General features: G+C 65.8%; 20 protein-coding genes and 1 tRNA gene. 10 read left to right on the top strand and 11 right to left on the bottom strand.

All coding sequences use genetic code 11. The annotated features are described in order from the left end of the window. The first annotated feature begins 6 nt into the window (after nt 1-6). From QMO76_RS00240 to QMO76_RS00265, 6 genes are all read left to right on the top strand, one after another. Nucleotides 7-588, top strand: coding sequence for a hypothetical protein (locus QMO76_RS00240; protein WP_306359073.1), 582 nt, complete (start codon nt 7-9; stop codon nt 586-588). Between the two features lie 107 nt (nt 589-695). Then, nucleotides 696-1,118, top strand: a complete 423-nt coding sequence (locus QMO76_RS00245) for a DUF3052 domain-containing protein (RefSeq protein WP_282775985.1) — start codon at nt 696-698, stop codon at nt 1,116-1,118. Between the two features lie 82 nt (nt 1,119-1,200). After that, complete coding sequence (locus tag QMO76_RS00250; RefSeq protein WP_306359074.1) at nt 1,201-1,665, top strand: peroxiredoxin; 465 nt, start codon at nt 1,201-1,203, stop codon at nt 1,663-1,665. 29 nt (nt 1,666-1,694) lie between these two features. Continuing rightward, nucleotides 1,695-1,766, top strand: a tRNA-Val gene (locus QMO76_RS00255). A gap of 22 nt (nt 1,767-1,788) precedes the next feature. Further along, a complete protein-coding gene (locus QMO76_RS00260) occupies nt 1,789-2,445 on the top strand; it encodes a DNA alkylation repair protein (protein ID WP_306359075.1) in 657 nt (218 codons plus the stop codon). Nucleotides 2,446-2,677: 232 nt separating this feature from the next. Next, nucleotides 2,678-3,742, top strand: a complete 1,065-nt coding sequence (locus QMO76_RS00265) for a lipase family protein (protein ID WP_306359076.1) — start codon at nt 2,678-2,680, stop codon at nt 3,740-3,742. Between the two features lie 46 nt (nt 3,743-3,788). Here QMO76_RS00265 and QMO76_RS00270 read toward each other — a convergent pair whose 3' ends face one another. Further along, on the bottom strand, nt 3,789-4,562 hold the full coding sequence (locus QMO76_RS00270; protein WP_306359077.1) for a GTP-binding protein: 774 nt from the start codon (nt 4,560-4,562) through the stop codon (nt 3,789-3,791). A 154-nt stretch (nt 4,563-4,716) separates the two neighbouring features. On the opposite strand from QMO76_RS00270, the gene QMO76_RS00275 reads away from it, so the two are divergent. Both QMO76_RS00275 and QMO76_RS00280 read left to right on the top strand, forming a co-directional pair. Beyond that, a complete protein-coding gene (locus tag QMO76_RS00275; RefSeq protein WP_306359636.1) occupies nt 4,717-5,139 on the top strand; it encodes a Zn-ribbon domain-containing OB-fold protein in 423 nt (140 codons plus the stop codon). Continuing rightward, nucleotides 5,132-6,331, top strand: a complete 1,200-nt coding sequence (locus QMO76_RS00280) for a lipid-transfer protein (RefSeq protein ID WP_306359078.1) — start codon at nt 5,132-5,134, stop codon at nt 6,329-6,331. The genes QMO76_RS00275 and QMO76_RS00280 overlap by 8 nt, the downstream gene beginning before the upstream one ends. A gap of 196 nt (nt 6,332-6,527) precedes the next feature. Here the strand turns inward: QMO76_RS00280 and QMO76_RS00285 are convergent, their stop codons facing one another. The 9 genes from QMO76_RS00285 to QMO76_RS00320 form a co-directional block, all read right to left on the bottom strand. Next, a complete protein-coding gene (locus QMO76_RS00285) occupies nt 6,528-8,123 on the bottom strand; it encodes an HNH endonuclease signature motif containing protein (protein ID WP_306359079.1) in 1,596 nt (531 codons plus the stop codon). Nucleotides 8,124-8,342: 219 nt separating this feature from the next. Next, nucleotides 8,343-8,606, bottom strand: a complete 264-nt coding sequence (locus QMO76_RS00290; RefSeq protein WP_306359080.1) for a hypothetical protein — start codon at nt 8,604-8,606, stop codon at nt 8,343-8,345. A gap of 15 nt (nt 8,607-8,621) precedes the next feature. After that, the gene (locus tag QMO76_RS35230) at nt 8,622-9,494 is read right to left on the bottom strand and encodes an RHS repeat-associated core domain-containing protein (RefSeq protein ID WP_372341876.1); all 873 of its coding nucleotides are present in this window, start codon (nt 9,492-9,494) and stop codon (nt 8,622-8,624) included. After that, nucleotides 9,495-9,872 (bottom strand): hypothetical protein, encoded by a 378-nt coding sequence (locus QMO76_RS00295; RefSeq protein ID WP_306359081.1) that lies wholly within the window; start codon nt 9,870-9,872, stop codon nt 9,495-9,497. A 257-nt stretch (nt 9,873-10,129) separates the two neighbouring features. Next, nucleotides 10,130-10,582 carry a hypothetical protein gene (locus tag QMO76_RS00300; protein WP_306359082.1) on the bottom strand — a complete coding sequence of 151 codons (453 nt, stop codon included), beginning with the start codon at nt 10,580-10,582 and terminating at the stop codon, nt 10,130-10,132. 8 nt (nt 10,583-10,590) lie between these two features. After that, entirely contained in the window at nt 10,591-16,650 is a 6,060-nt protein-coding gene (locus QMO76_RS00305; RefSeq protein ID WP_306359083.1) for a putative T7SS-secreted protein, read from the bottom strand. A gap of 7 nt (nt 16,651-16,657) precedes the next feature. Next, complete coding sequence (locus tag QMO76_RS00310) at nt 16,658-17,335, bottom strand: hypothetical protein (protein ID WP_306359084.1); 678 nt, start codon at nt 17,333-17,335, stop codon at nt 16,658-16,660. A gap of 21 nt (nt 17,336-17,356) precedes the next feature. Continuing rightward, nucleotides 17,357-17,695 carry a YbaB/EbfC family nucleoid-associated protein gene (locus QMO76_RS00315; protein ID WP_306359085.1) on the bottom strand — a complete coding sequence of 113 codons (339 nt, stop codon included), beginning with the start codon at nt 17,693-17,695 and terminating at the stop codon, nt 17,357-17,359. Between the two features lie 114 nt (nt 17,696-17,809). Further along, nucleotides 17,810-18,196 (bottom strand): subtilase-type protease inhibitor, encoded by a 387-nt coding sequence (locus tag QMO76_RS00320; protein ID WP_306359086.1) that lies wholly within the window; start codon nt 18,194-18,196, stop codon nt 17,810-17,812. Between the two features lie 79 nt (nt 18,197-18,275). Here QMO76_RS00320 and QMO76_RS00325 point away from each other — a divergent pair, with 79 nt between their 5' ends. Continuing rightward, nucleotides 18,276-19,367, top strand: coding sequence for a serine hydrolase (locus QMO76_RS00325; RefSeq protein WP_306359087.1), 1,092 nt, complete (start codon nt 18,276-18,278; stop codon nt 19,365-19,367). Nucleotides 19,368-19,457: 90 nt separating this feature from the next. After that, nucleotides 19,458-20,936, top strand: a complete 1,479-nt coding sequence (locus tag QMO76_RS00330) for a glyceraldehyde-3-phosphate dehydrogenase (protein ID WP_306359088.1) — start codon at nt 19,458-19,460, stop codon at nt 20,934-20,936. A 116-nt stretch (nt 20,937-21,052) separates the two neighbouring features. Here QMO76_RS00330 and QMO76_RS00335 read toward each other — a convergent pair whose 3' ends face one another. Next, nucleotides 21,053-21,256, bottom strand: a complete 204-nt coding sequence (locus QMO76_RS00335; protein ID WP_306359089.1) for a hypothetical protein — start codon at nt 21,254-21,256, stop codon at nt 21,053-21,055. Between the last annotated feature and the right edge of the window lie 155 nt (nt 21,257-21,411).

Here is a 21,411-nt window from a genome sequence, read left to right on the forward strand (position 1 = left end):
ACCGTCATGGCAGTCGAACCGGGAGGATCGATGAAGCTGCTGAACCCGCGCGGGTTCGGTCTGGTATGTGCGAGCCTGGCGGTTACCGCTGGTCTAACGGTCGCGGGATGTGCCGACCGCATCGAGGGCACACCGACGGCCGATGAGGCCCAGGTTACGTCGTATCGCGCTGAGGCGTCGTCGAGTTCGGCGGCGGCCACTTCGTCGCGCCGGGCGGCCGCACAGGCCAAGGCGATCGCCGACAACTGCGATCCGTTCCGCGACACCACCGGCCCCGCGGTGACGCGCTACAACGAGTTCGTCGACGCCCATGACGCAAATGCGCCGGACTACGCGGCCAAACGAGACACCGCCGCGAACACCATCGAGGATGCCGCGCGGACCGTGGAGACACGGGTGCAGGAGGCGGGCGAGGCGCTGCCCCCGGATCTCGCGCAGAAGTTCATCGGTTACGTGAACGCTGCTCGAGAGCTTGCGGGCCAGGCTCGCGTGATGACCTACACCTCCCCGGTCGCGGCGCTCAACGACGCCAGCAGGAAGGTCAACGACGCCCTCAACGCGGTGCGCGACGCCTGCCCGGCCCGATAACACTCGCGACAATTTCCTCGGCGATTTCGGCCGATCGGCTTGCGCTGAGGCTCTTAACCATGTTCGCTTGCAACTACCTATTGTCGGGACTCGAGGAGGACACCACCGTGGTCGCCGCGGCGGACGCGCAGAATTACGCTCACAAGCTTGGCATCTCGCACGGCATGGTGGTACAGGAACTGGGCTGGGACGAAGATACCGACGACACGCTGCGGAACTCGATCGAGGAGACCATCGGATCGGAGCTGCTCGACGAGGACACCGACGAGGTGGTCGAGGTCGTGCTGCTCTGGTGGCGGGACGGTGACGGGGACCTGGTCGACGAACTGCTCAATGTGATCACCCCCCTGGCCGACGACGGCATCGTCTGGGTGCTCACCCCCAAGACCGGCCAGCCCGGCCACGTCGATCCGAGTGAGATCGCCGAGTCCGCACCGTCTGCGGGCCTGAATTCGACCACCCCGGTCAGCCTGGGCAGTTGGACCGGCACCAAGCTGACCCAACCCAAGACGCCCTCGAAGCAGCGCTGATCCCTGCCTTCGCTAAGGTTTTCGATCGGGCGGACGACTGTGCCCGCCCGCCGCAAGCCCGCATCCGATGGAGGTTCACCGTATGCCGCTAGAGGTCGGTACGCTCGCGCCGGACTTCACCCTGAAGGACCAGAACAACCAGGACGTGACCCTGTCGAGCTACCGAGGCGAGAAGAACGTCCTCATCGTCTTCTACCCTCTCGCCTTCACCGGCATCTGCCAGGGCGAGCTCTGCAAGGTCCGCGACGAACTGCCCAAATTCCAGAACGACAACGCCGAAATCCTCGCGATCTCGGTAGGCCCCCCGCCCACCCACAAAATCTGGGCCGCCGAACAGGGCTACACCTTCCCCCTCCTCTCCGACTTCTGGCCGCACGGCGCCGTAGCCCAGTCCTACGGCGTCTTCAACGAGAAGTCCGGCTACCCCAACCGCGGCACCTTCGTCGTAGACAAGGACGGCATCATCCAATTCTCCGAAATGAACGGCCCCGGAGAGCCCCGTGACCAGGCAGCTTGGGAGAAAGCGCTCGCCGCGCTAGATTCATAAACCGTCGCGCCGGACTTCCGGCGCCCCGAGGGCGTATAGCTCAGTGGTAGAGCACTGGTTTTACACACCAGCGGTCGGGGGTTCGAACCCCTCTGCGCCCACTCCCGCAGGAGAGTTTCGAGTATGACCACGCCCGACGCCCGCATCGAAGCCACCCTGACCGCAGCTCGGAATGCGGCCGAGCAGGAGAAGATTCTGCGGCGGTTGCCGCCGGACAGTGGTTTGGATGCGATCGGCGTCCGCATGAAGCGGGTGTTCGATGTTGCCGCGGAGTGGACGGGCCTAGACCTCGGTCATATCCCCGGCCTGCTGGCCAGCTCCTGGTATGAGATGCGAATGGTTGGCGTCGCCATCCTCGATTTCAAGGCGCGACAGCGCGGTATGAGCGATGATGACCGGCTCCGGCTGTACCGGATGTATCTGGACAACCACGAGTTCATCAATGTCTGGGACCTGGTCGACCGCGCGGCTCCGCGGGTGGTCGGCTGGTATCTGCTGGACAAGTCCCGGCAACCGCTGTTCGATCTCGCGCGTTCGGAGCGGGCGATCGAGCGGCGAACCGCGATCACCGCGTCATTCTGGCTCATTCGGCAGGGTGACATCGATGATCCGCTGGCACTGGCGGAACTCCTGCTGGGCGATCCCTCCGAACTCGTGACGAAACCTGTCGGCACGGCGCTGCGGGAAGTCGGGAAGGTCGACCGGCAACGTCTGCAGGACTTCCTGGACGCCCATCGACACCGTATGAGCCGCTCCACGCTGCGTCTTGCGGGCGGGTAATCGAGTCGTGCGTCATCGGTGCGCTGCACGCGAGGCATGTCGCACCGGATGTAGTCGTGCGGCCCCATTACACTCCGGGCGCATGAAGCGGTGTGGTCGCTATGGGATTGCTGTCGTGCTTGCCTTCGCCGGGCTATTCACACCGGCGGCGAGTGGTGCCGATCCGGGGAAGCCGCCGGTGCCGGCGCGGGATCCCTTCTACGCGCAACCGGAGTCCTTTGGAGGACTGTCGATGGGCCAGGTCGTGGACAGCCGTCCCGTCAGGATCGGTGTGATCCCGACCAACACCCAATTCGGTTCGTGGCAGGTGAAATACGTCAGTCAGGACACCAAGGGCAAGCCCTGGACCACGGTGGCGACGATCATCCGGCCCGCCGGGCAGTCCGGTCCCGCGAAGCTGCTCGCCTTCCTGCCGTGGATCGACGTGCTCGACACCGCGTGCAATCCGTCCTATCAGTTGCGGACCGATTACTCGTATGTGGCGTCCTCCGGGATGATCGGGGAGATGACGAACCTGGGCGCGGCGCTGGAGCGTGGCTGGACCGTCGTCGTTCCCGATTACCTGGGACCGGAGAACCACTTCGCCGCAGGGTATGTCGAGGGCCGCAACACCTTGGACGGAATTCGTGCTGCCCTGAGTTTCCCTCCCGCAGGACTCGCCGGTGACACTCCGGTCGGCGTATTCGGCTATTCCGGTGGCTCACGCGGCGCGGAGTTCGCCGCCGAACTGGCCGACAGTTACGCGCCCGAACTCGATATCGTCGGCACCGCGGCTGGCGGTCTGCCTACCGATATGGCTGCCACCAGCGCTTTCATCAATGGTGGGCCCTTCGCCGGTATCAACTATCAGGCGGCGTTCGGTCTTGCCCGCGCCTACCCGGAACTGAACATAGCCGCGTTCTTCACCGATCCGAATTTCGAACGGACCCTCGCCTCCATGTGCCAGGTCCAGACGTTGGCCTCGTATCCATTCACCTGGATGCAGGACCGGACGGTGGACCGCGTCTGGCCGCTGGGCGAACCAAAGGTCGCGGCCGTGCTCGAAACCCTGAAGGCCGGTCGCTACGGCACCCCCAACGCTCCCTTGTACGTGTTCATGGCCGAACAGGACCAGATCGCCATCACCGCCAACACCGATGCCCTGATCGCCGACTACTGCGCCCGCGGCGTACCCGTCAGCTATGTCAAATATCCTGGCACCGAACATGTCAGCGCCGAGACCGTCGGTTCCGGCGCCGCGTTGGATTGGCTCGCCGACCGCCTCGACCGCATCCCGGCGACCACCACGTGTTCGTGATCCGGCCGACTGTCGGCGGTTGGTTCGATGATCGCTGACGGTTCCCTCAGTAGTCGAGCACGTGTGCCGGCTGACAGACATCCATAGGTGACGGAAGGTAGCGGACCAGGGCATTCAGCAGCGGAGCGACGTCATCGACACGGCGAGGCGCCACACTGCACAGAATCGGGACGACATCACCGATGCGAGTGCGGTACCGGATCAGGTGGTGCACTCGTTCGGCCGAGACCGTTCGGGGGTCCGGGAGGGTGGGCCGCCCGAGTACGGTGGTCAGGAGTCTGCGACGCCTCTGCTCGGCGAGTACCGCATGGATTCCGTGAGGTTCGAGGTCCGTCGGTTCGTATACCGCCATCGACACCAGGTCGATAGCACCCGCGAACTCGGTATCGATACCGATCGGCATGTGCAGCGTCAATGGCGCAGCGCCGCGTGTATCGGCGACCGCCCGCACGCAGCGATCGAAATCAGCGCCTGGCTGGTCGAGCCCGGTGACCAGGCACAATCGTGCGACCTGATGGTCGTCGGCGACCCGCAACATCGTTTCGAGCCGTGCGGGTCGGTCCGAAGCGGCATTCACGACAGCCACAACGCCATCTGCCAGGCGGATCGCCCGTTCCCTATCAGGGATGGGGGTGTGGCTCGATAGTTCCGTGAGCCGGATCGTATGGTCGACCCCGTCGGCCCTCCAGCGGAACCCGCCCAGCGGGCCGACCTTGCCGAGGTGACGGAACAAACGGTGGACCACCCGCGCTGTCTCGTCGGGGTGCCCCATGATCGTGATGTTGCGGATCGCTTGCGGGTCAATGGCTTCGGTGCCCATCGCGTTGCGGTACTCCAGATCGACGCGCGGATGCCCAGCATCCCCAATCCGGCCCCACCGTACCCGCGCCCGCGCACCGCTGGGCGGGATTCCCGCGACAAAATAGAACGTGTTCCTATACGGTCGGTCTGTGCAGAAAGAACAACGCCCCGCCGTGGCAGATTGGTTCACCGCGGAGGACGGCGCGGTACGTCTGAAGGGGAGTCGCTGCGAGGTGTGCGGCACGCCGTACTTCCCTCGGAACACCCTCGCCTGCCGCAATCCGCAGTGTTCGGCTCCGAAGGACGGCTCCGAGCTGGCCGAGTACCTGTTCTCCACCCGTGGCCGGATCTGGTCGTATGCGGATGCCCGGTACAAACCACCCGCGCCGTACGTCTCACCCGATCCCTTCGAGCCGTATGTCGTTGCGGCGGTGGAGCTCGAGGTCGAGCAGATGGTGATTCTCGGGCAAGTCGTGCGCGGTTTCACGGTCGACGACCTGGCTGTCGGCATGCCGGTCGAATTGACGCTCGGCACCTTGTACGAGGACGACGAGGCGGAGCGCACGGTGTGGATGTGGAGGCCGGTCAATGACTGACACGAATCGCGATATCGCCGTCCTCGGTGCGGGCATGCACCAGTGGGGCAAGTGGGGGCGGAACTTCGTCGAGTACGGACTGGTCGCGGCGCGTGCGGCGCTGGCCGATGCCGGGGTGGACCACCGCGATGTCGGCTACATCGCGGGAGCGGACACCATCCGCAACGGCTACCCCGGATTCGTCGCGGGCGCGACCTTCGCCCAGGCCCTGGGCTGGTCGGGCGCGCGGATCTCCAGCAGCTACGCCGCCTGCGCCTCCGGTGCCCAGGCCATTGCCAATGCCCGCGCCCAGATCCTCGCAGGGCTGTGCGATGTGGCGTTGGTGATCGGCGCGGATGCCACCCCGAAGGGTTTCTTTCAGCCGGTCGGCGGCGAGCGCCGCGACGATCCGGACTGGTTGCGCTTTCACCTGCTCGGCGCCACCAATCCGATCTATTTCGCGCTCTATGCCCGACGCCGGATGGCGATCCACGGTGCCACGCTCGACGATTTCGCCGCGGTCAAGGTGAAGAACGCCAAGCACGGGCTGAACAACCCGTATGCCCGCTACCGCAAGGAGGTGTCGGCCGAGGAGGTCGCCGCCTCGGCCGTGGTGTCGGATCCGCTGCGGCTGCTCGACATCTGTGCGACCAGTGACGGCGGGGCCGCACTCGTGCTGACGTCGATGGAGTACGCGCGGCGGCACGGTATCGCCGACCCGGTCCGCATCCGGGCGCTGTCGACGGTGACTCCGACATTCCCGAAAACCGTGCTCGACCTGCCGGATTTCGCGACGGATTCCGCTGTCGCCGTGGAGCCGCCGCCGCGCACGTTCCGTTCCGCCATCGCGTACGCCGCGTACGAGGAGGCCGGGATCGGGCCCGCCGATCTGTCCTTCGCGGAGGTCTACGACCTGTCCACCGCGCTGGAATTGGACTGGTATGAAGACATCGGACTCTGCGAAGTAGGCGGTGCGGAGGAGCTGTTGCGCAGCGGCGCAACGACATTGGGTGGGCGCGTGCCCGTGAATCCCAGCGGTGGGCTCGCCTGTTTCGGTGAGGCGATTCCCGCGCAGGCGATCGCGCAGATCTGCGAGCTCACCTGGCAGTTGCGCGGGCAGGCCGACGGTCGCCAGGTGGACGGTGCGCGGGCGGGTATCGCGGTGAATCAGGGGCTGTTCGGGCACGGATCGGCGATTATCGCTACCCGCTGACGGTGGACACGCGCGGGAACCCGGCCAGCCCGGGTTCCCGGTGGCGTGGCTGATCGAGGAAGTGATCAGCGTGGACGCATCCGCGATCGCGGTATCGAACGCGTCCAGGGAATCTGCGCGCAGCGATGCCGCGACCACCCTGCGGCGCGCTGTCTCTTATGGCGGCTGCTCGCCTCGAATGGATGCCTTCGATCCATCAGAAGGGTGGGCGCTCCGTGTCCCCGGAACCGCCGATACTGCACAAGGTGCTTCCGACCACGACGCGGTGACTGTCGTGGTGTGCGTGGAGGTTGCGTCGTCCCGGTGGTATGTAGACGTGGAGTAGTTCGGTGAGTGCGTTGATCACCGGGCCGGGGTCGAGTAGTGGTGGCTCGGGTTGTGGGTCAACAGGTTTCACCGGCGCTGTGGGTATCGGGGTGTGCGGGAACAGGAATTTCGCGCCTTCGGGGTTTGTGATGATGGTGTCGCCGGTGGGGGTGCGCCATTCGATGCGCCGGTGCGGGTGATGGGTCACCGTCCAGCCGTTCAACCCGTGATCGGCCAGCGTTTTGAGTCGATGGTGGCGGCGGCAGCGGCAGCCGAGGTTCTGTTCGGTGGTGGGGCCGCCGGTGGCGGGGGAGTGGTGGTCGAAAGGCTGCTGGTGGTCGAGATCGGTGGCCGTGGCCGGGGCGTGGCAGCCGGGTGCCCGGCAGATTCCGTCGAGTGCCCGCACGCGTGCCGCGAGGCTCGCCTTGGGCCGATACCGCAGTTCCGGTGGATCGGTTGGTGATGGTGGGGAAGCGGTGTTTTGCGAGGATGGGTCCGCACGGCGGTCGCTCGTACTCGGGCCGTAGTCGGCGCGGTCGATCGCTGCTGGCGGGAGGTTGTCGTCGGTGGACTCGCTCGCAGTCTCGGGGATGATGTGGAAGCGGGCGTGGCGGGCGATCTGACGGGCGAGATCGGCGTCGATCGCACCGAACCCGGCCAACAGCCCGGGATTGTCCTGCATCTCGAGGAGGGTGGCCGCGCTGACACCGACCTGTACCAGCGCACGGCGTGGGCTGGACACGGGCGTGTTCGGGTCGCGGCGCGAGCAGTCGGGCAGGTCGCAGCCACAGGTGAGCTGCCCGCTGCCGTCGGCGAGCGCGACCAAGGCGTCGGCGCGACGCTGATTCATGCTGCGCGGGTCCGCGGTACAGCACTGGGTGATCGCCATCTCGCGCAGTCGCTCGAACAGCGTCCACCCTCCGGCGGCGGGCAGCACGGCATCGACCAGTGCGGTGCCGTCATCGGCCGCGCGTACGGCGACGTAGCGTTCGCGCTCGGCCTCCTGGCGGCGTCGCGCCTGTCCGGCGGGGTCGACTTCGAGCAGCTTCTTGCGGATGGTGCGCCGCAACCGGCCGGGATCGCAGCGTTCGGCGCGGGCGACGACCGTGTCCTCGATCTCGGTAACGGTGTCGTCGGGGGCGTTGACCAGGGTGTCGTGGATCGCGCGTACCCGCGCCAGGTCGATGCGACCCTGCGCGAAGGCTCGCCGGGTCGCGGGCAGCCGCCCCAACCCCATCCCGAGCGCGATCAACCCATCAGCGTTGCGATGCGAGACCCGCACCGCCACACCGATTTCGGTCGCTGCCGATTCCCCGGCATACCGTGGCGCGACCCCGGCCTCGAGCTGCTGTGCCCGCCGCAGCCGATACAGCCGTGTCATCAAGGCGACCTCTTCGGCCTGTGTGGCGGCGACCTGCGCGTGCACGGCCTGCAGCCGCCGCACCAGCTCGTAGCTGGTGTCCTCGACCTCGGCGGGATCGCTCATACGTTCGAATCTACCGGTCGGGGTAGCGACACGAAAGCCCAGCACACGCGACATGCCGAACCGATCTAGAAATTTGTACCCACTCACAGCGGAACGCGATTTGCGTTCGCAGTCGGGCTCTGCTGAAGGCTCACCGCTCAGCCGAGTTTATCTGTAAGTCCATGAATTATCGAGCGAGAGAACTCGGCCCTCGCTGCTGGAGTAACTACAGTTAGTAGGTCAATAGGGTAGCGGAAGTCCCTTCCTATTCATCATCGTGAGATAGGCATCCTCCATTGCTGATAAAGTTTCCAACGCTTCGCGTAGTGCGAATCCAGCGTCTTCGAAGCGTCCATTGGAAAGTTCGTTCTCTGCCTCTGCTATGCTTTCCTTCAAGAGATGCAGGCTGTCGCCTTGTATCGTGAGTCCGGGGAATTTTCGTCCTTCCCAGGATATGAGTGAGTAGTCTCCTTGGGTCTCTAGAATTCGAGCTTCGTATTCCATCGGTTGTCTGCATCCTTAGTTTGGGTAGAAGGTGACATAGGGAAGACCTTCCGCAGGTGGATGTGGAAAGATGTCTATTCTACGACCATACCCCAATTCTGGTGATCCTTGGGGTAGTGAGCCCTTGATTCTGCTCCGCATCCTCGAGTTGGCGTCAGGTATCGAATAGTCCCAGTCCGACCAGGGTCCGGCCGTGCCCGAGGCGCGACTTCCGACAACATGAATCTCGACGCCCCGCAGATTTGCGGCATTTTGGATACGGCGAGCATCGGATGGCGAAATATTGTCTATGTGCCCGCCATTGCCATAGGTCGGCTCGCGGCACCTCTCTGGAACGAGTCCGAGTGGGTCACTCCATACTGTCGGATTGTGGGGGTAGCTGCGGGGGTTTGAAGCAGGAAGCAAGCCCAGTGGGTCTGCCGAGAGGTACTGTGCCGTTGCGGGGTTGTAGTACCGGTGCAGGTTGTAGTGGAACCCTGTTTCAGGATCGTAGATCTGGCCGGGAAATCGCAGAGATGTCTCGGCAGTGCCGTGCCATGAGGAAGACCCCCAGAGACTGCTGATCGCGGTCGATGTTGAGTGTGCGGTTTCGGAATCGAACAGGCAAATGGGCGTGCCGATTGAGTCGGCGACTATGGCATAAGAGGAGTGGTCGACCGTGGTGCCGTGCGTTACCTGAATTATCGGCTTGAATGAGCTCGGCTGATAATGCCAGATTTTAGTCGTGCCGTTGGTGCACTGCTCGATGAGATGCGTGTCGTCCCATGTATAGTCGACACGCCCAAGGATGCTGTGATCCGTACTGACGTGTTGCTTGGTGAGGCGACGACCAAGAGCGTCATATGTGTAATTCCACCACTGCTGATCCGGAGTCCAAACATCGGTCAGCTATGCTCCTGTCGGATATACTTCCATTACACGACAGGCTAGGCAGATGCGCTGTCCAGTTCGGACGTTCGATGCGAAGTCTTGATCGATAAGAACAACACCTGGCTTGAGGTCGAGCGCTACTGTTCCATCGTCATAAGCAACTGATACAAGTCCGCATACTATAGTTCTGCCACCAGTGGTCTTGATGCCGATAAACTCTGATTCGGCATCTCTGGTGCTCCAGGTATCGACGTCTTCAATGTCCACCTCGACTTGGAATTTACGGCCCCTATGTTCTATTGATCCACCTCTCCAAATAGCAGTCCAGTCTCCGCTCTGGGAGTGAACTGAAACGGGTTCTCCTGGGTGAGCATCATCGAGAAGTGTGATCTCCATCGTCTGGAAGCTTTCGGAAAGTGTGCGCGCACTACTCGATTGTCTAGGTGAATGGATTCTTGTGCTGGAATCGTAGTTCCATGTCCCTTTATGAAAATAGAACTCTATAGGTTTGCTGCTCATCTCGTGCGGTCCGAAACGAATGCCTGTCGGTCCGTCGAAGTCAGGCAGACCTCGACGAGTCGATGAGGATGCTTTCGGAAAGGATGCGCGTACAAACTCGATTGGTGTAGATTTCGTAATAAGCTTGTCGCTATTCAGATCAGATCGTACACCATCTTGGGTGGAAAATTATGCTCAACCTCGTACAGTAAAGACATCGGTTGAGGCTGCTCGTTTTCGTCAATCTCGGCAAAAAAGGCAGAACCTGCGACGATGTAACCCGGGGTAGCTCCTCCCAGGATGGTGTAGGCTCGTTCGTAGTGGTACTTGAAAACGGCGTCCTGCCAATCATCTTGGATTGCTAGACGTTCTTCAGTGGTTGCCAATCGTATCTCGAGTCGCGGTAGCGTAAAAGGCATTTTCATGGCCTTAACGACCTTGAAGACTATATCGATTCTGGTGGAGTGGTTGGTGCCACTGGGATTGTAGACTTCACTGCGCAGTAGTAGCTGTCGATGTGTGCGTGTTATGCAGTCAACTGAAAAATGCCGGTCAAATGATACCGGCAACCTTGCGACGTCTGACTGCTCGGGCTCTAGGATGTTCATCTCAGCTCCTATTGGAATGGATTTGGCATAACTCTTCCGTTGAGGTAGAAGGTTGCTCTATCGATAGCGCCGGATTCATGGAGTCGGTACATCTCCCAGTCGAAAGGTGAGGGCTGTCGGTTGGCAATTATCTCAAAGAAGTTTCGTTGCGCTCTTGCCAGACCTCGTTCGATGGCTCCGGTTATTTCTGCTCCATCCAAGATTACACTGAACCTGGCTTCGGGGTTACGAATGGCTTCCTCAAAGTGTCGGATCCAGGATCTCTCATTCATGAGATGGCGAGCGCCGACTGCTTCCGCGAAATCCTCGACAACTCCGTTTATGCCGAGTGCAATATGGTCGGGTCCTGACGAAACCGGGTCGTTTCTCGCTCTATCGCTGTATCCGGGAATCAGGCCAAGTGGGTCTGACCATACCGTTGGGTTGGCGGGATACGTACTTGGATTTTTTGCGGGTGCGAGCCCCAAGGGGTCTGACGTGAGGTAACGCCCGATCGCTGGGTCATAAACTCGGCACAAGTTGTAGTGAAGCTCGGTTTCCTTATCGTGAATCTGTCCTGGAAACCGGATATCGGAACTCGCATCTCCTTGCCAGGATGTTGATCCCCATAGCTCGCCGAGAGCCCAAGAGGCGACACTCGTGCGGGCTGGATCGACAAGGGCTATGGGTGAACCGATTACATCGGAAACGACCGCGTACACTCGGGGATGCACGTCGAACTCGACGGTTGCCTGGGCTATCGGGATATGGGTACCGGGCTGATAATGCCACCGGGTTGTTATAGCGCCGCTCTGCTCGATGAGGTGCACATCGTCCCATATATGATCAATACGTTCGAGGACGGTTTCGTCGGTCTCTAGGCACTGTTTCGAGGTCCGTCGCCCAAGGGCGTCATACGTGTATCGCCACCACTGCTGTTCCGGAGTCCACACATCGGTCAGCTGATCGAAAGCGTCATAGCGGAAGTGCCACACATCCGGTTTGCGCGACAACCGGGTAGTGGTCTTGCGAATCAGGCGCCCCGCCGCGTCGTAGTGGTACCGGGTGCGGCCGTCTCGGATGAGGAGGTTGTTGTGGTATTCGCGGCGGGTGCTGCCGCTGGTTGATCGGTCGGGGGTGGTGGGTGGTTCGGGGGTGGGTGCGCTTGGTGCGCCCGGTGTGTAGCTCTCGGTGATGTTGCTGAGGGCGTCGTAGCCGTACTGCTCGGCGAGAACTCCGTTGCGGGTGAGGGTGTTGACTCGGCCTATGGGGTCGAGGGTGTAGTCGACGTGGGTTGTCGTGTTCTCGGTGTGGGTGGTGTGGGTGGTGATGTATCCGTCTGGGCGCCAGGTGTATTCGTCGGTGCGGAGTCGGCGGGGTTCGGGGCGGGGGGTGCTGTCCAGGCCGAGGGTGGAGAGGCGGGTGGGGAAGCCGGTGACGGTTTGTTGTTGGAGGCGGCCGAGGGGGTCGTAGGTGTGGTTGATCGCGAGTTCGCCGATGGTCCATTCCGTCAGTCGGCCTGCTGGGTCGTGGGCGAAGGAGATGGTGTGGCCGTCGGTTTCGAGGGCGGTGGGGCGGCCGGACCAGTCCCAGCGCCAGCGGGTTTCGGAGCCGGTGGGGGTGATGCGGCGGGCGCGGCGGCCGAGGGGGTCGTACTCGAACCGCATGGGGGTGCCCGCGTCCAGGGTTTGGGTGGCGAGTTGGCCGTCGGGGGTGTGGGTGAAATCGAGGGTGTGGATGGGGTTTTCGGCTTCGCCGCTGGTGGCGGTGAGGAGGCGGCCCAGGGGGTCGTGGGTGTAGCGGCGCCAGTGGCCGGAGTCGGTGGTGATTTCGGTGAGGCGGCCGAGGATGTCGTAGCGGTGGTGGCGGGTGACGCCGGTGGCGGGGGTGACGGTGGCTACGCGGCCGGTCGGGTCGTGGGTGTAGGTGGTGGTAGCGCCGTTGTAGTCGGTTTCCGAGGTCAGGCGGCCGGCGGCGTCGTAGCGGTAGTGCCAGGTGTGGCCGAGGGGGTTGGTGACCGTGGTGAGGCGGCGTTCGGTGTCGTAGGTGTATCGGGTGGTGGCGCCGTCGGGGTCGGTGCGGGAGGTGGGGAGATCCCAACTGCCGTAGGTGAATCGGGTGATGCCGCCGGCGCGGTTGGTGTGGGTGAGGAGGTTGCCTTCGCCGTCGTAGGTCCAGGACTCGTGGTGGCCGTCGGGGTCGAGGCGGCGCAGGAGTTTGCCGTCGGGGGACCAGTGGTAGCGGGTGGTGTGGCCGAGGGGGTCGGTGACGGCAGTGGGGCGGCCGAAGGCGTCGCGGGTGATGTGGGTGGTGGCCCCGAGGGGGTCGGTCACCGTGACGGGGAGACCTGCGGCGTCGACGGTGACGGTGGTGCGGGCCGAATTCGGCTCGGTGACGGTCGCTACCGCGCCGTTGGGGTGGTAGGTGTAGGTGGTGTGGATGCCGCCGGGAGTGGTTGTGGCGGTGAGGTTTCCGTGGGCGTCCCAGTCGCGGCGTGCGGTGCTGCCGTCGGGGTGGGTGATGGTTTCGGGGCGGTTGCGCCAGGCGTAGGCGATGTCGATGGAGCGGCCGTCGGGGCGGACGATACGGGTGACGTCGCCGTCGGGGGAGTAGGTGTAGCCGGTGACCGCGTTGTCGGGGGCGGTGACCCGGAGGGGGCGGCGGTCGGCGTTGTAGTCGATGCGGGTGTGGCCGCCCGCCGGGTCCATGATGTCGCGGACGCGCAGGTCGTGGTCGAAACCCCGGGTGGTGACCGCACCCTGGGAGTTGATGTGGCGGGTGATGTGGCCGGTGCCGTCGGGGTAGTCGAGGTAGTCGAATCCGGCATTGAGGATGCCGTCGGTGCCGTGCTGGAGGATGACGCGACCGGCGCTGTCGTAGGTGTTGACCATGGTGGTGCCGCGGGAGTCGGTCCACGACAGCATGCGGTCACGGTCGTCGTAGGTGTAGCGGGTGGTGGCACCGGAACCGTTGGTGACCGCTGTCAGATTGCCTGCGGCATAGTCGAATCGGCGGACGGCAATGCTGGATTCGGGGCCGTCCGGGGTGGTCGTATCGACGACGGTCAGGCCGGTCACGCGTCCGACGGCGGGATCGGTGGCGACCTCGATGTGATAGCCGCCGGTATGGGTGATGGCGGTGGGTGTGCCGTCGGGGGCGTAGTGGAAGCGGACGCGGTTGAGGTGGCGGTCGGTGATCGCCGAGATCGGGTACACCCCGAGCAGCCCGTCGAGTTCGGGTTCGGGAGTGAAGTGCCAGATGATCTCGCGCTCGGGGTCGGAGACGCGGTAGGTGCCGGTATCGGTGCGGGAGCAGGTGTACCGCGCGCCGCCGACCAGCGGCTCCACCGCGATGCCGGGATCGGCGTGCGGGTAGGCCAGCAGCAGGCCGTCCTCGCCGAGGAAGGTCACCTGATGCTCGGCGACGACCACGCGCATATCCAGGGTCGACGACCAGGTGGGGCCGAACCAGCGGCCCCAGCGGTAGTTCGAGCGATGCCGCCGGGTCAGGACCAGGGGGAGCACGCCGGGTAGCGTGAGATCGGTTTCGGGGAGCAGGAATTCGCCGGTCGCGGCGTCTACGGGATCGCCGCATTCGGCGACCTTGTCCGCGGTCTGCGTATTCGCCGGGTCCTTGGCGGCGTCAGCGACGTCGGGTTCGGGCTCCGATGGATCCGAATCCTGTTGCCTGTCTTCATTATCGCGGTCGGTATCGGTATCGCGATCGTCGGTGTCGCGGTCTCGGGCACCGTCGTCGTTTCGTGCATCCGGCTCGTCGGCGGGGTTGCGGTCGGGTGCCGATCCTTGATCGGGCGTCTGGCGCGTATCCGGTGCCGGATCCGAGCGCGGGGCATTCGGGCCATCGGGCAGCGGGCGGGTCGAGGTTCCGGCGTCCAGATTGGTTCTCGGATTCGCATCCCCGGGTTGGGCGCGTGGACCGGTCGGGGTGTCCGGAGTGGGCCGCGGCGTGGGGCTGTGCGGAGTGGTCTGCGTGGGGGACATCGGCCCTCGGCTCGCCGGGGTGTCGGCGCGTGCGGGACCGGGCATCGGATCAGCGCGCGGCGTGGGGGCGTCTCGGGGCGGTGCTGGAGTGTGGGCGGGTGTCGAGTGTGTGTGGGCGGGCGCGGTCGTGTCGGATGTGCGGGTGCCGGGCGCGTCGGTCGGACTCGTGCTGTCGGGACGGGTCGCTGCGTCTGCGGGTGTGCGGCCGCCGCTGTCGGCGTGCGGGTTGTCCGGGGTTGTCGATGCCGGGTTGAGGGTGGAGTCGGGCTGCCTGTCGCCCGCATCCACGTCGGTGTCCGAATGCGGCTGGTGCTCCGGTCGATTCGCGGCCGGTTGATTGTCCGGCGGGTTCGTACCGGCCGGGTCGGTGTCGCGCGGTCTGTCCGGGGCGGATTCGTTCGGCGTCGTGGCCGGATCGGCGTCGGGTCGCGTCGCACCCGGAGCATCGGAGATATCCGGGTGTGTGGGAGGTGTGTAGGTATCGCGCAGCGGCCCGGGCGGATCGGAGTCCGGGCGGGGGCTCGGCGTACCGGGGTCGTCGACCCGTGCCGGGCCCGCCGAGGGAGTGTCCGGCCGCTGCGTCGGTCCCTCCGGTGTCGGCTCGGGACGCGTGGCGGGCGCATCCGGTTCGCCTCGTGGCTGATCGACCGTGACGTCGACCTGCCCGCCGTCGTCGGCACGGTCGGTGGGCTGCTCCCGCGCCGGGGCGGGCTGATCGTGTTGGGCGGCTTGTACGTTGGGGTCGGGGCGATCCGGTTCCGGGGCCGCGCCCGCGCCTCGGTCCTGCGCCGGGGCGTCGGCGTCGCGAGGCGGAGTATCCGTACCCGGCGTATCCCGTTGCGGCGCGGGGGTATCGATATCGGCCCGGGGAGTCGTCGTCGGCTCGGGTCGGGGACTGAACCCTTCGGGCGCGGCCCGATCGACGGGCGCACGGGTCGGCACATCGGGTCTCGGCCGGACCGACGGGGCCAGATTGTCGACCTTGTTCAGCAGCGACGGCGCTTTGGCGGCCAGTCCGGCACCGCCCGTCGGGACGGCGGTCGCGACATCGAAGGCCACGGTGCCGAGCGCCTCGAACGGGTTGGCCCGCGCGTCGTCGATCAGCGCGTCCACCACCGGCCCCGGATCGGCCGCGGTGGTCGCCAGACCCCCGGCCAGATTCGACATGTTCTCCAGGTACTCGCCCGGATGGGTCAGGTTGTAGGTGTCGGTGGGGTTGACCTTGCGGACGAATTGCAGCAGTCCCGACGCACCGCTGAGCACGCCGTCGGTGAAGCTCAGATTCGCGTACTCGCCGATCTGCATAGCGTCTTCGACGTTGGCCGCCATGCGGGAGACGAACGGCGGCTCCTCCGGCGCAGCGGCCTTGGCCGCCGACAGGGAGCTCACCGCCTGGTCGGCCGCGGTGTCGCGGTTGGTCCGCGCCCGCGACAGGATGTCGCGGGCGGCCTGGAAGTGCGGTGACCAGGTATCGGTCACCGTCGCCTTGTCCTTCTGCTCGTCGGTGAGCGAGCGCCACCAGGCCAGCACCCGCCGCCGCTCCTGTACGCCCGCCTTCCATTCGGCGATGGCGTCGGCGGCCAGACCCTGGGCCGCCGACACCGCCGCCGCCCAGGCGTCCAACGCGGTCTTGGCGTCGGTGAAGGCGTCGGCGGCCTCGGTCCATTTGCCTGGCTGCGGCGAGAACCCGACCCGATATCCGTCCGCGCCCAAACCGTGCCAGTCACTGATATTTCCGACCGCGCGCAACCCCTCGCCGGTCTGATCGGCCGCCTGCGACAGCTTCTCCAGACTGTTTCCGGCCTCCGTGATCGCCGACGGCTCCCCGCGGATCAGCTCCTTCGGGTCCTCGGTCTCCCCGAGCTCCCGCTCCTCGACCTCCCCGCCCAATGCGGAGGACACCTGGTCGCCGACATCGTCCAGTGCGTCGCCGACCCCGTCCCAGCCGACCGAGCGGGCGGCGTCCGCGCCGACGTCGAGCACATCGTCGATCGCCTCGCCGACCGCCGCGGTGGCGGATTCGGCCGCGTCCTCGACGGCCTCCCCGATCTGATTGGCCTTGTCCTCCAGCCAGTCCCCGATGCCCACGCCCCGATTACTCCCCTTGGGCGCCTTGCGGATTCAGCAGTGGCGCGTACTTCTGCTGAATCTGTTCCACCTGGGCGGCCGCGCCGGTGTTCCAGCCGGGCGCGGGGAGCCCGTCCGGGGTCGCGCCGCCGGTGCCGATCGACGCGGGATTGGTCAGCACGCCCAGGTTGGCGGCGGCCTGCGGGCCGACGGCCTGCACAATCTCCCAATTCATCTGCGCGGCAAGGGCAGCGCGGTCGAAGGATTCGCGGCTGTAGTCCGGATTGCGGATGTGATTGAACGAGTTGTCGGCGAGTGTCTCGCCCCAGTCGCGGGCGGCGATCTGGTCCTGGGTCAGGTGCGGATTGCCCGCCATGCTGGTCCACAACACCTTGAACATGGTGGAGGCTTTGTCCTCCATGGCCTGATAGCGGCCCGCGCTCAACCCCAATGCCTGCGCGATCTGGTTGCCCGCCTGCACCAGTGCCCGCACACCCCACGACCACCGCTCGGTATAGGACTCGAATTCGGACTGAACCGACTGCTTGCCCGCCTCCAGCGCCGACAGGGTGAGCAGCGCCAACCCTCGCCCGGACGACGCGGTTTCCTTGATCCCCACCTCGGCCAGCGCGTCGATCATTCCGTTGATGCCCTTGGCGGTCTGCTCCAAGGCCGCGGGATCGACCTGCAATCTGTCAACCGACACTGTCGCCCTCCCTCGTCATTCCTACAACCGGTACGTGATCCGGACCGGGGCGTCGTCATCCCACTGCTCGGTCGCGGCGGCGGGCGGCGCCGGACGGCCGTCCCGGGCGAGCCGGCCGAGCAGCTCGGCGGCGGCGGCTTCCGCTTCCTCCCGGGCACGACGGTGGCAGCCGGTGATGGCGGCGGCGAGCCGTGCGGGGTCGACGGTCATCGCGGCGGGGGAGATCTGGAGGTCGGTGATCGTCCCGTACGCATCGGTCTCGACGATCACCGCGCCCTGGGATGCTTCAGCACGTCCGCGCACCGCCGACATGGCCCGGTCGATCTGCTGAGCGTGGGCACCCTGCTGTTCCGCGGCCACGCTCACCACCCCCTCTGCCTCTGCGTCTCGCCCGATGCTAATCCACGACCGTGACCATCCGCGCTGCCCGACGCTGTTCCGCGGATCACTCTGCCCGGGCTCGGAAGTCGAAGCTCAGAAGTCGAATACGCTCCCGGTCGCGCCCTTGCCGTGGCAGTCGTTCGGGAACGTCTTGGTGAAAGCGACCGCTCGGCCGCGCCAGGTGCCGCTGGCGGCGTAGACGACCGGGTCGTACTCCTGGGTGCAGATGACCCCGGGGTCGACGTTCAAGGCGTCGAAGTCGCCGTCGACGGCGTCCAGTTCGGCGCAGGCCCGGTCCGCGGCGGGGTGGTCGCCGCCCGCGCCGGTTGCGCATCGCAGGGTTGCCGTGCGGGCGGTGTCACGGTTGTCCGGAGCCGCCACGGTCAAGGTCAGTTCGGTGCGTTCCGGTTCGGAATCGGCGCAACCGCCGACCGCCACGACCGCGACGGCCAGCACGCATATCGGGAACAGGGCGCGCATGGGGATGCTCCTTCGGTCGTTGTGGTGTGTCGGGCGTGTTGACCGTACTCGATGCGGTCTGCCTATTACTGTGCGCGAAATGCGTCGAGTTCTGCTCGTCTTCACCATCGCTCTGTCGTTCGCGGGGTCCGCGCACACGTCCGCCGTCGCCGAGCCCGGCAGGTGGCAGCGGGCGCTGGAGGACATCGTCGCGCACGGGGCGGCGGGGGTGCAGGCGCAGGTGCGCACGCCCGCCGGGGTGTGGGACGGGTCCGCGGGTGTGGTGCGGTTGGGGCGGCCGGACCCGGTGCCGAGCGGCGGGCGGTTCCGCATCGGCAGCATCACCAAGACGTTCACCGCGACCGCGCTGTTGCAGCTGGTCGGCGAGGGACGGATCGGGTTGGACGATCCGGTGAGCCGCTGGCTGCCCGAATTCGGGGTCGATCCGCGAATCACCGTGCGCATGGTCCTGGCGCAGACCAGCGGGCTGCTCGACTACCTCAATGGCGGCGGTGGCTACCCGCCCATGGTGGGCGACACGCTCGCCGATATCCGGCGCACCTGGCAGCCGCCCGATTTCGTGCGGTGGGCCACCGAGAAGCCGTTGCAGTTCGAGCCGGGCAGCGGATGGGCCTACTCGAACACCAACTACATCGTGGCGGGCCTGCTCATCGAACGGGCGTCGGGACTGCCCTACCACGTGAACATCTACACCCGGATCACCCTGCCGCTGCTCATGTTCGGCACCGGTGTCCCGCAGACCTTCGACGGGATTCTCGGCCCGCACGCACACGGCTACTACGACTACGGCGGCGGCCTGACCGATGTCACCGACCAGAACCCCTCCTACGTGTGGGCGGCCGGCGGCATCGTCTCCTCCACCCAGGACCTGCACACCTTCCTCACCGGCCTGTTGGACGGGCGTCTGCTGCCCCCGCATCTGCTGGCCGAGATGCGCGCCTTCCGGCACGTGAACGGTTCCTACGGCTACGGCCTGGGACTCTACGAATTCCGCCTCGGACCCGGCTGCCTCGGCCTCGGCCACAACGGTTACGTCAACGGCTTCGGCTCCCTCGCCCTGCGCAGCCCCGACGGCCGCCACAGCGTCGCACTCTCGATCACCGACACCACCGGCTACGGCTTCACCGCCGCCGTGGACCGCTTCGTCCGGTCCACCATGTGCGCGGGCTGAACCTCACAAGGGGAAGGCGGGCCCGTGTGATACCGCGGGCCTGGCTAGAGTCGATTTTCGTACTGATCGAGGACACCCCTAGGACGTGTGTTGACTACCGAGCACCTTGACCGCTGGAACGCTCACGAGGCTTCCGCGGAGGCGATGATTCCGATTATCGGGAAGCTGTACCGCGAGAAGGGGGTGACCGTTCTCCTGCACAGCCGATCGCTGGTGAACAAGTCGGTGATCAGCATTCTGCGGACGCACCGGTTCGCGCGGCAGATCGAGGGGGAGGAGCTGTCGATCGAGGAGACGCTGCCGTTCCTCGAGGTGCTCGGCGGGCTGGATCTGGGGCCGTGCAAGATCGACCTCGGACGGTTGGTGATGGCGTATCGCGCCGACGGTGGCGGGCGGTCGGCGGCCGAGTTCACCGCCGCGGTGCTGGCCGAGGTCACCGACGGCAACAAGGCCGAGGGGCAGGGGCCCCGGGATGTGGTGCTGTACGGCTTCGGCCGGATCGGGCGGCTGGTGGCGCGGCTGCTCATCGAGAAGACCGGCTCCGGCAACGGGCTGAACCTGCGGGCCGTGGTGGTGCGCAAGGGCGGCGAGGGCGATCTGGCCAAGCGCGCCTCGCTGCTGCGGCGGGATTCGGTGCACGGGCAGTTCAACGGCACGATCAAGGTCGACGCCGAGAACGATTCGATCATCGCCAACGGCAATGTGATCAGGTTCATCTACAGCGACGACCCGACCGCCATCGACTACACCGCGTACGGCATCGACGAGGCGATCCTCATCGACAACACCGGCAAGTGGCGGGACCGGCAGGGACTGGCCCAGCATCTGCGCCCCGGCATCGCCAAGGTGGTGCTGACCGCGCCCGGCAAGGGCGATGTGCCGAATATCGTGCACGGCGTCAACCACCGCGGGCTGGACCTGTCGGAGCGCGTCGTGTCCTGCGCCTCGTGCACGACCAATGCCATCGTCCCGCCGCTCAAGGCCATGGACGACGAGTTCGGCATCGTGCGCGGCCACGTGGAGACCGTGCACTCGTTCACCAACGACCAGAACCTGCTGGACAACTTCCACAAGGCCGACCGCCGCGGCCGCTCCGCGCCGTTCAACCTGGTGCTCACCGAGACCGGCGCGGCGTCCGCGGTGGCCAAGGCGATGCCGGACTTCAAGGCCAAGATCACCGGCAACTCGATCCGGGTGCCCACCCCGGACGTCTCGGTCGCGATCCTGAACCTGCAACTCGAGCGCGAGACCACGCGCGCGGAGGTGCTGGAGTACCTGCGCCGGGTGTCGCTGTCCGGTCCGCTGAGCCGCAACCTGGACTACACCGCCGCCACCGACGTGGTGTCCAGCGATTTCATCGGTTCGCGCGCGGCCTCCATCGTGGATGCCAACGCCACCATCGTCGACGGTGACACCGCGATCCTGTACCTGTGGTACGACAACGAATTCGGTTACTCGTGCCAGGTGGTGCGCACGGTGCAGTACGTCTCGGGCATCGAGTACCCGACCTACCCGCGGCTGGGCGGGCACGACAGCGCCGCCGCGGTACCCGAACTGGTCGCTCAGTAGTCGATCGCGACCTCAGCGCCGCCGGGCCGGGATCGGGCCGCGGCAGGCTTCGACCATGATCTCGCGGGCCGCGCGTCCTTCCGGAGCGGGGAACAGGGCGTAGTTGTGCGGCAGGTTCACGGCCTCGTGATAGTCGATCGGGACGCGCGCTTCCGCCGGGCGGCGGGAGGCCGCACCTCGGTGTCGCGCCGGTCCCGCTTCGCGATATCCGCGTGCACCCCCGCCGCGGTGGCGAGCAGCTTCTTCTCGCCGCGCGCCCGCAACAGCGCGGTGACCGCTCTGGTCCGCCAGCTGGGCTTCGCGTGTGGGTCGGTGGTCATGGCGCATCCCTCTGTCGTACTCGCCGACGCGATGTGCGCCGGGTACGGATTAGCCTGGCGGATATGACCGGGGCCGCGCTTTCACAAACGTGCGCTGCCGCGCCCGTGGTGTGGATGCGGCCCCGGCACGCCGGATACCTCGGACCGGATCTGGG

Source organism: Nocardia sp. CC227C, assembly GCF_030767025.1.
Classification (GTDB): Bacteria; Actinomycetota; Actinomycetes; order Mycobacteriales; family Mycobacteriaceae; genus Nocardia.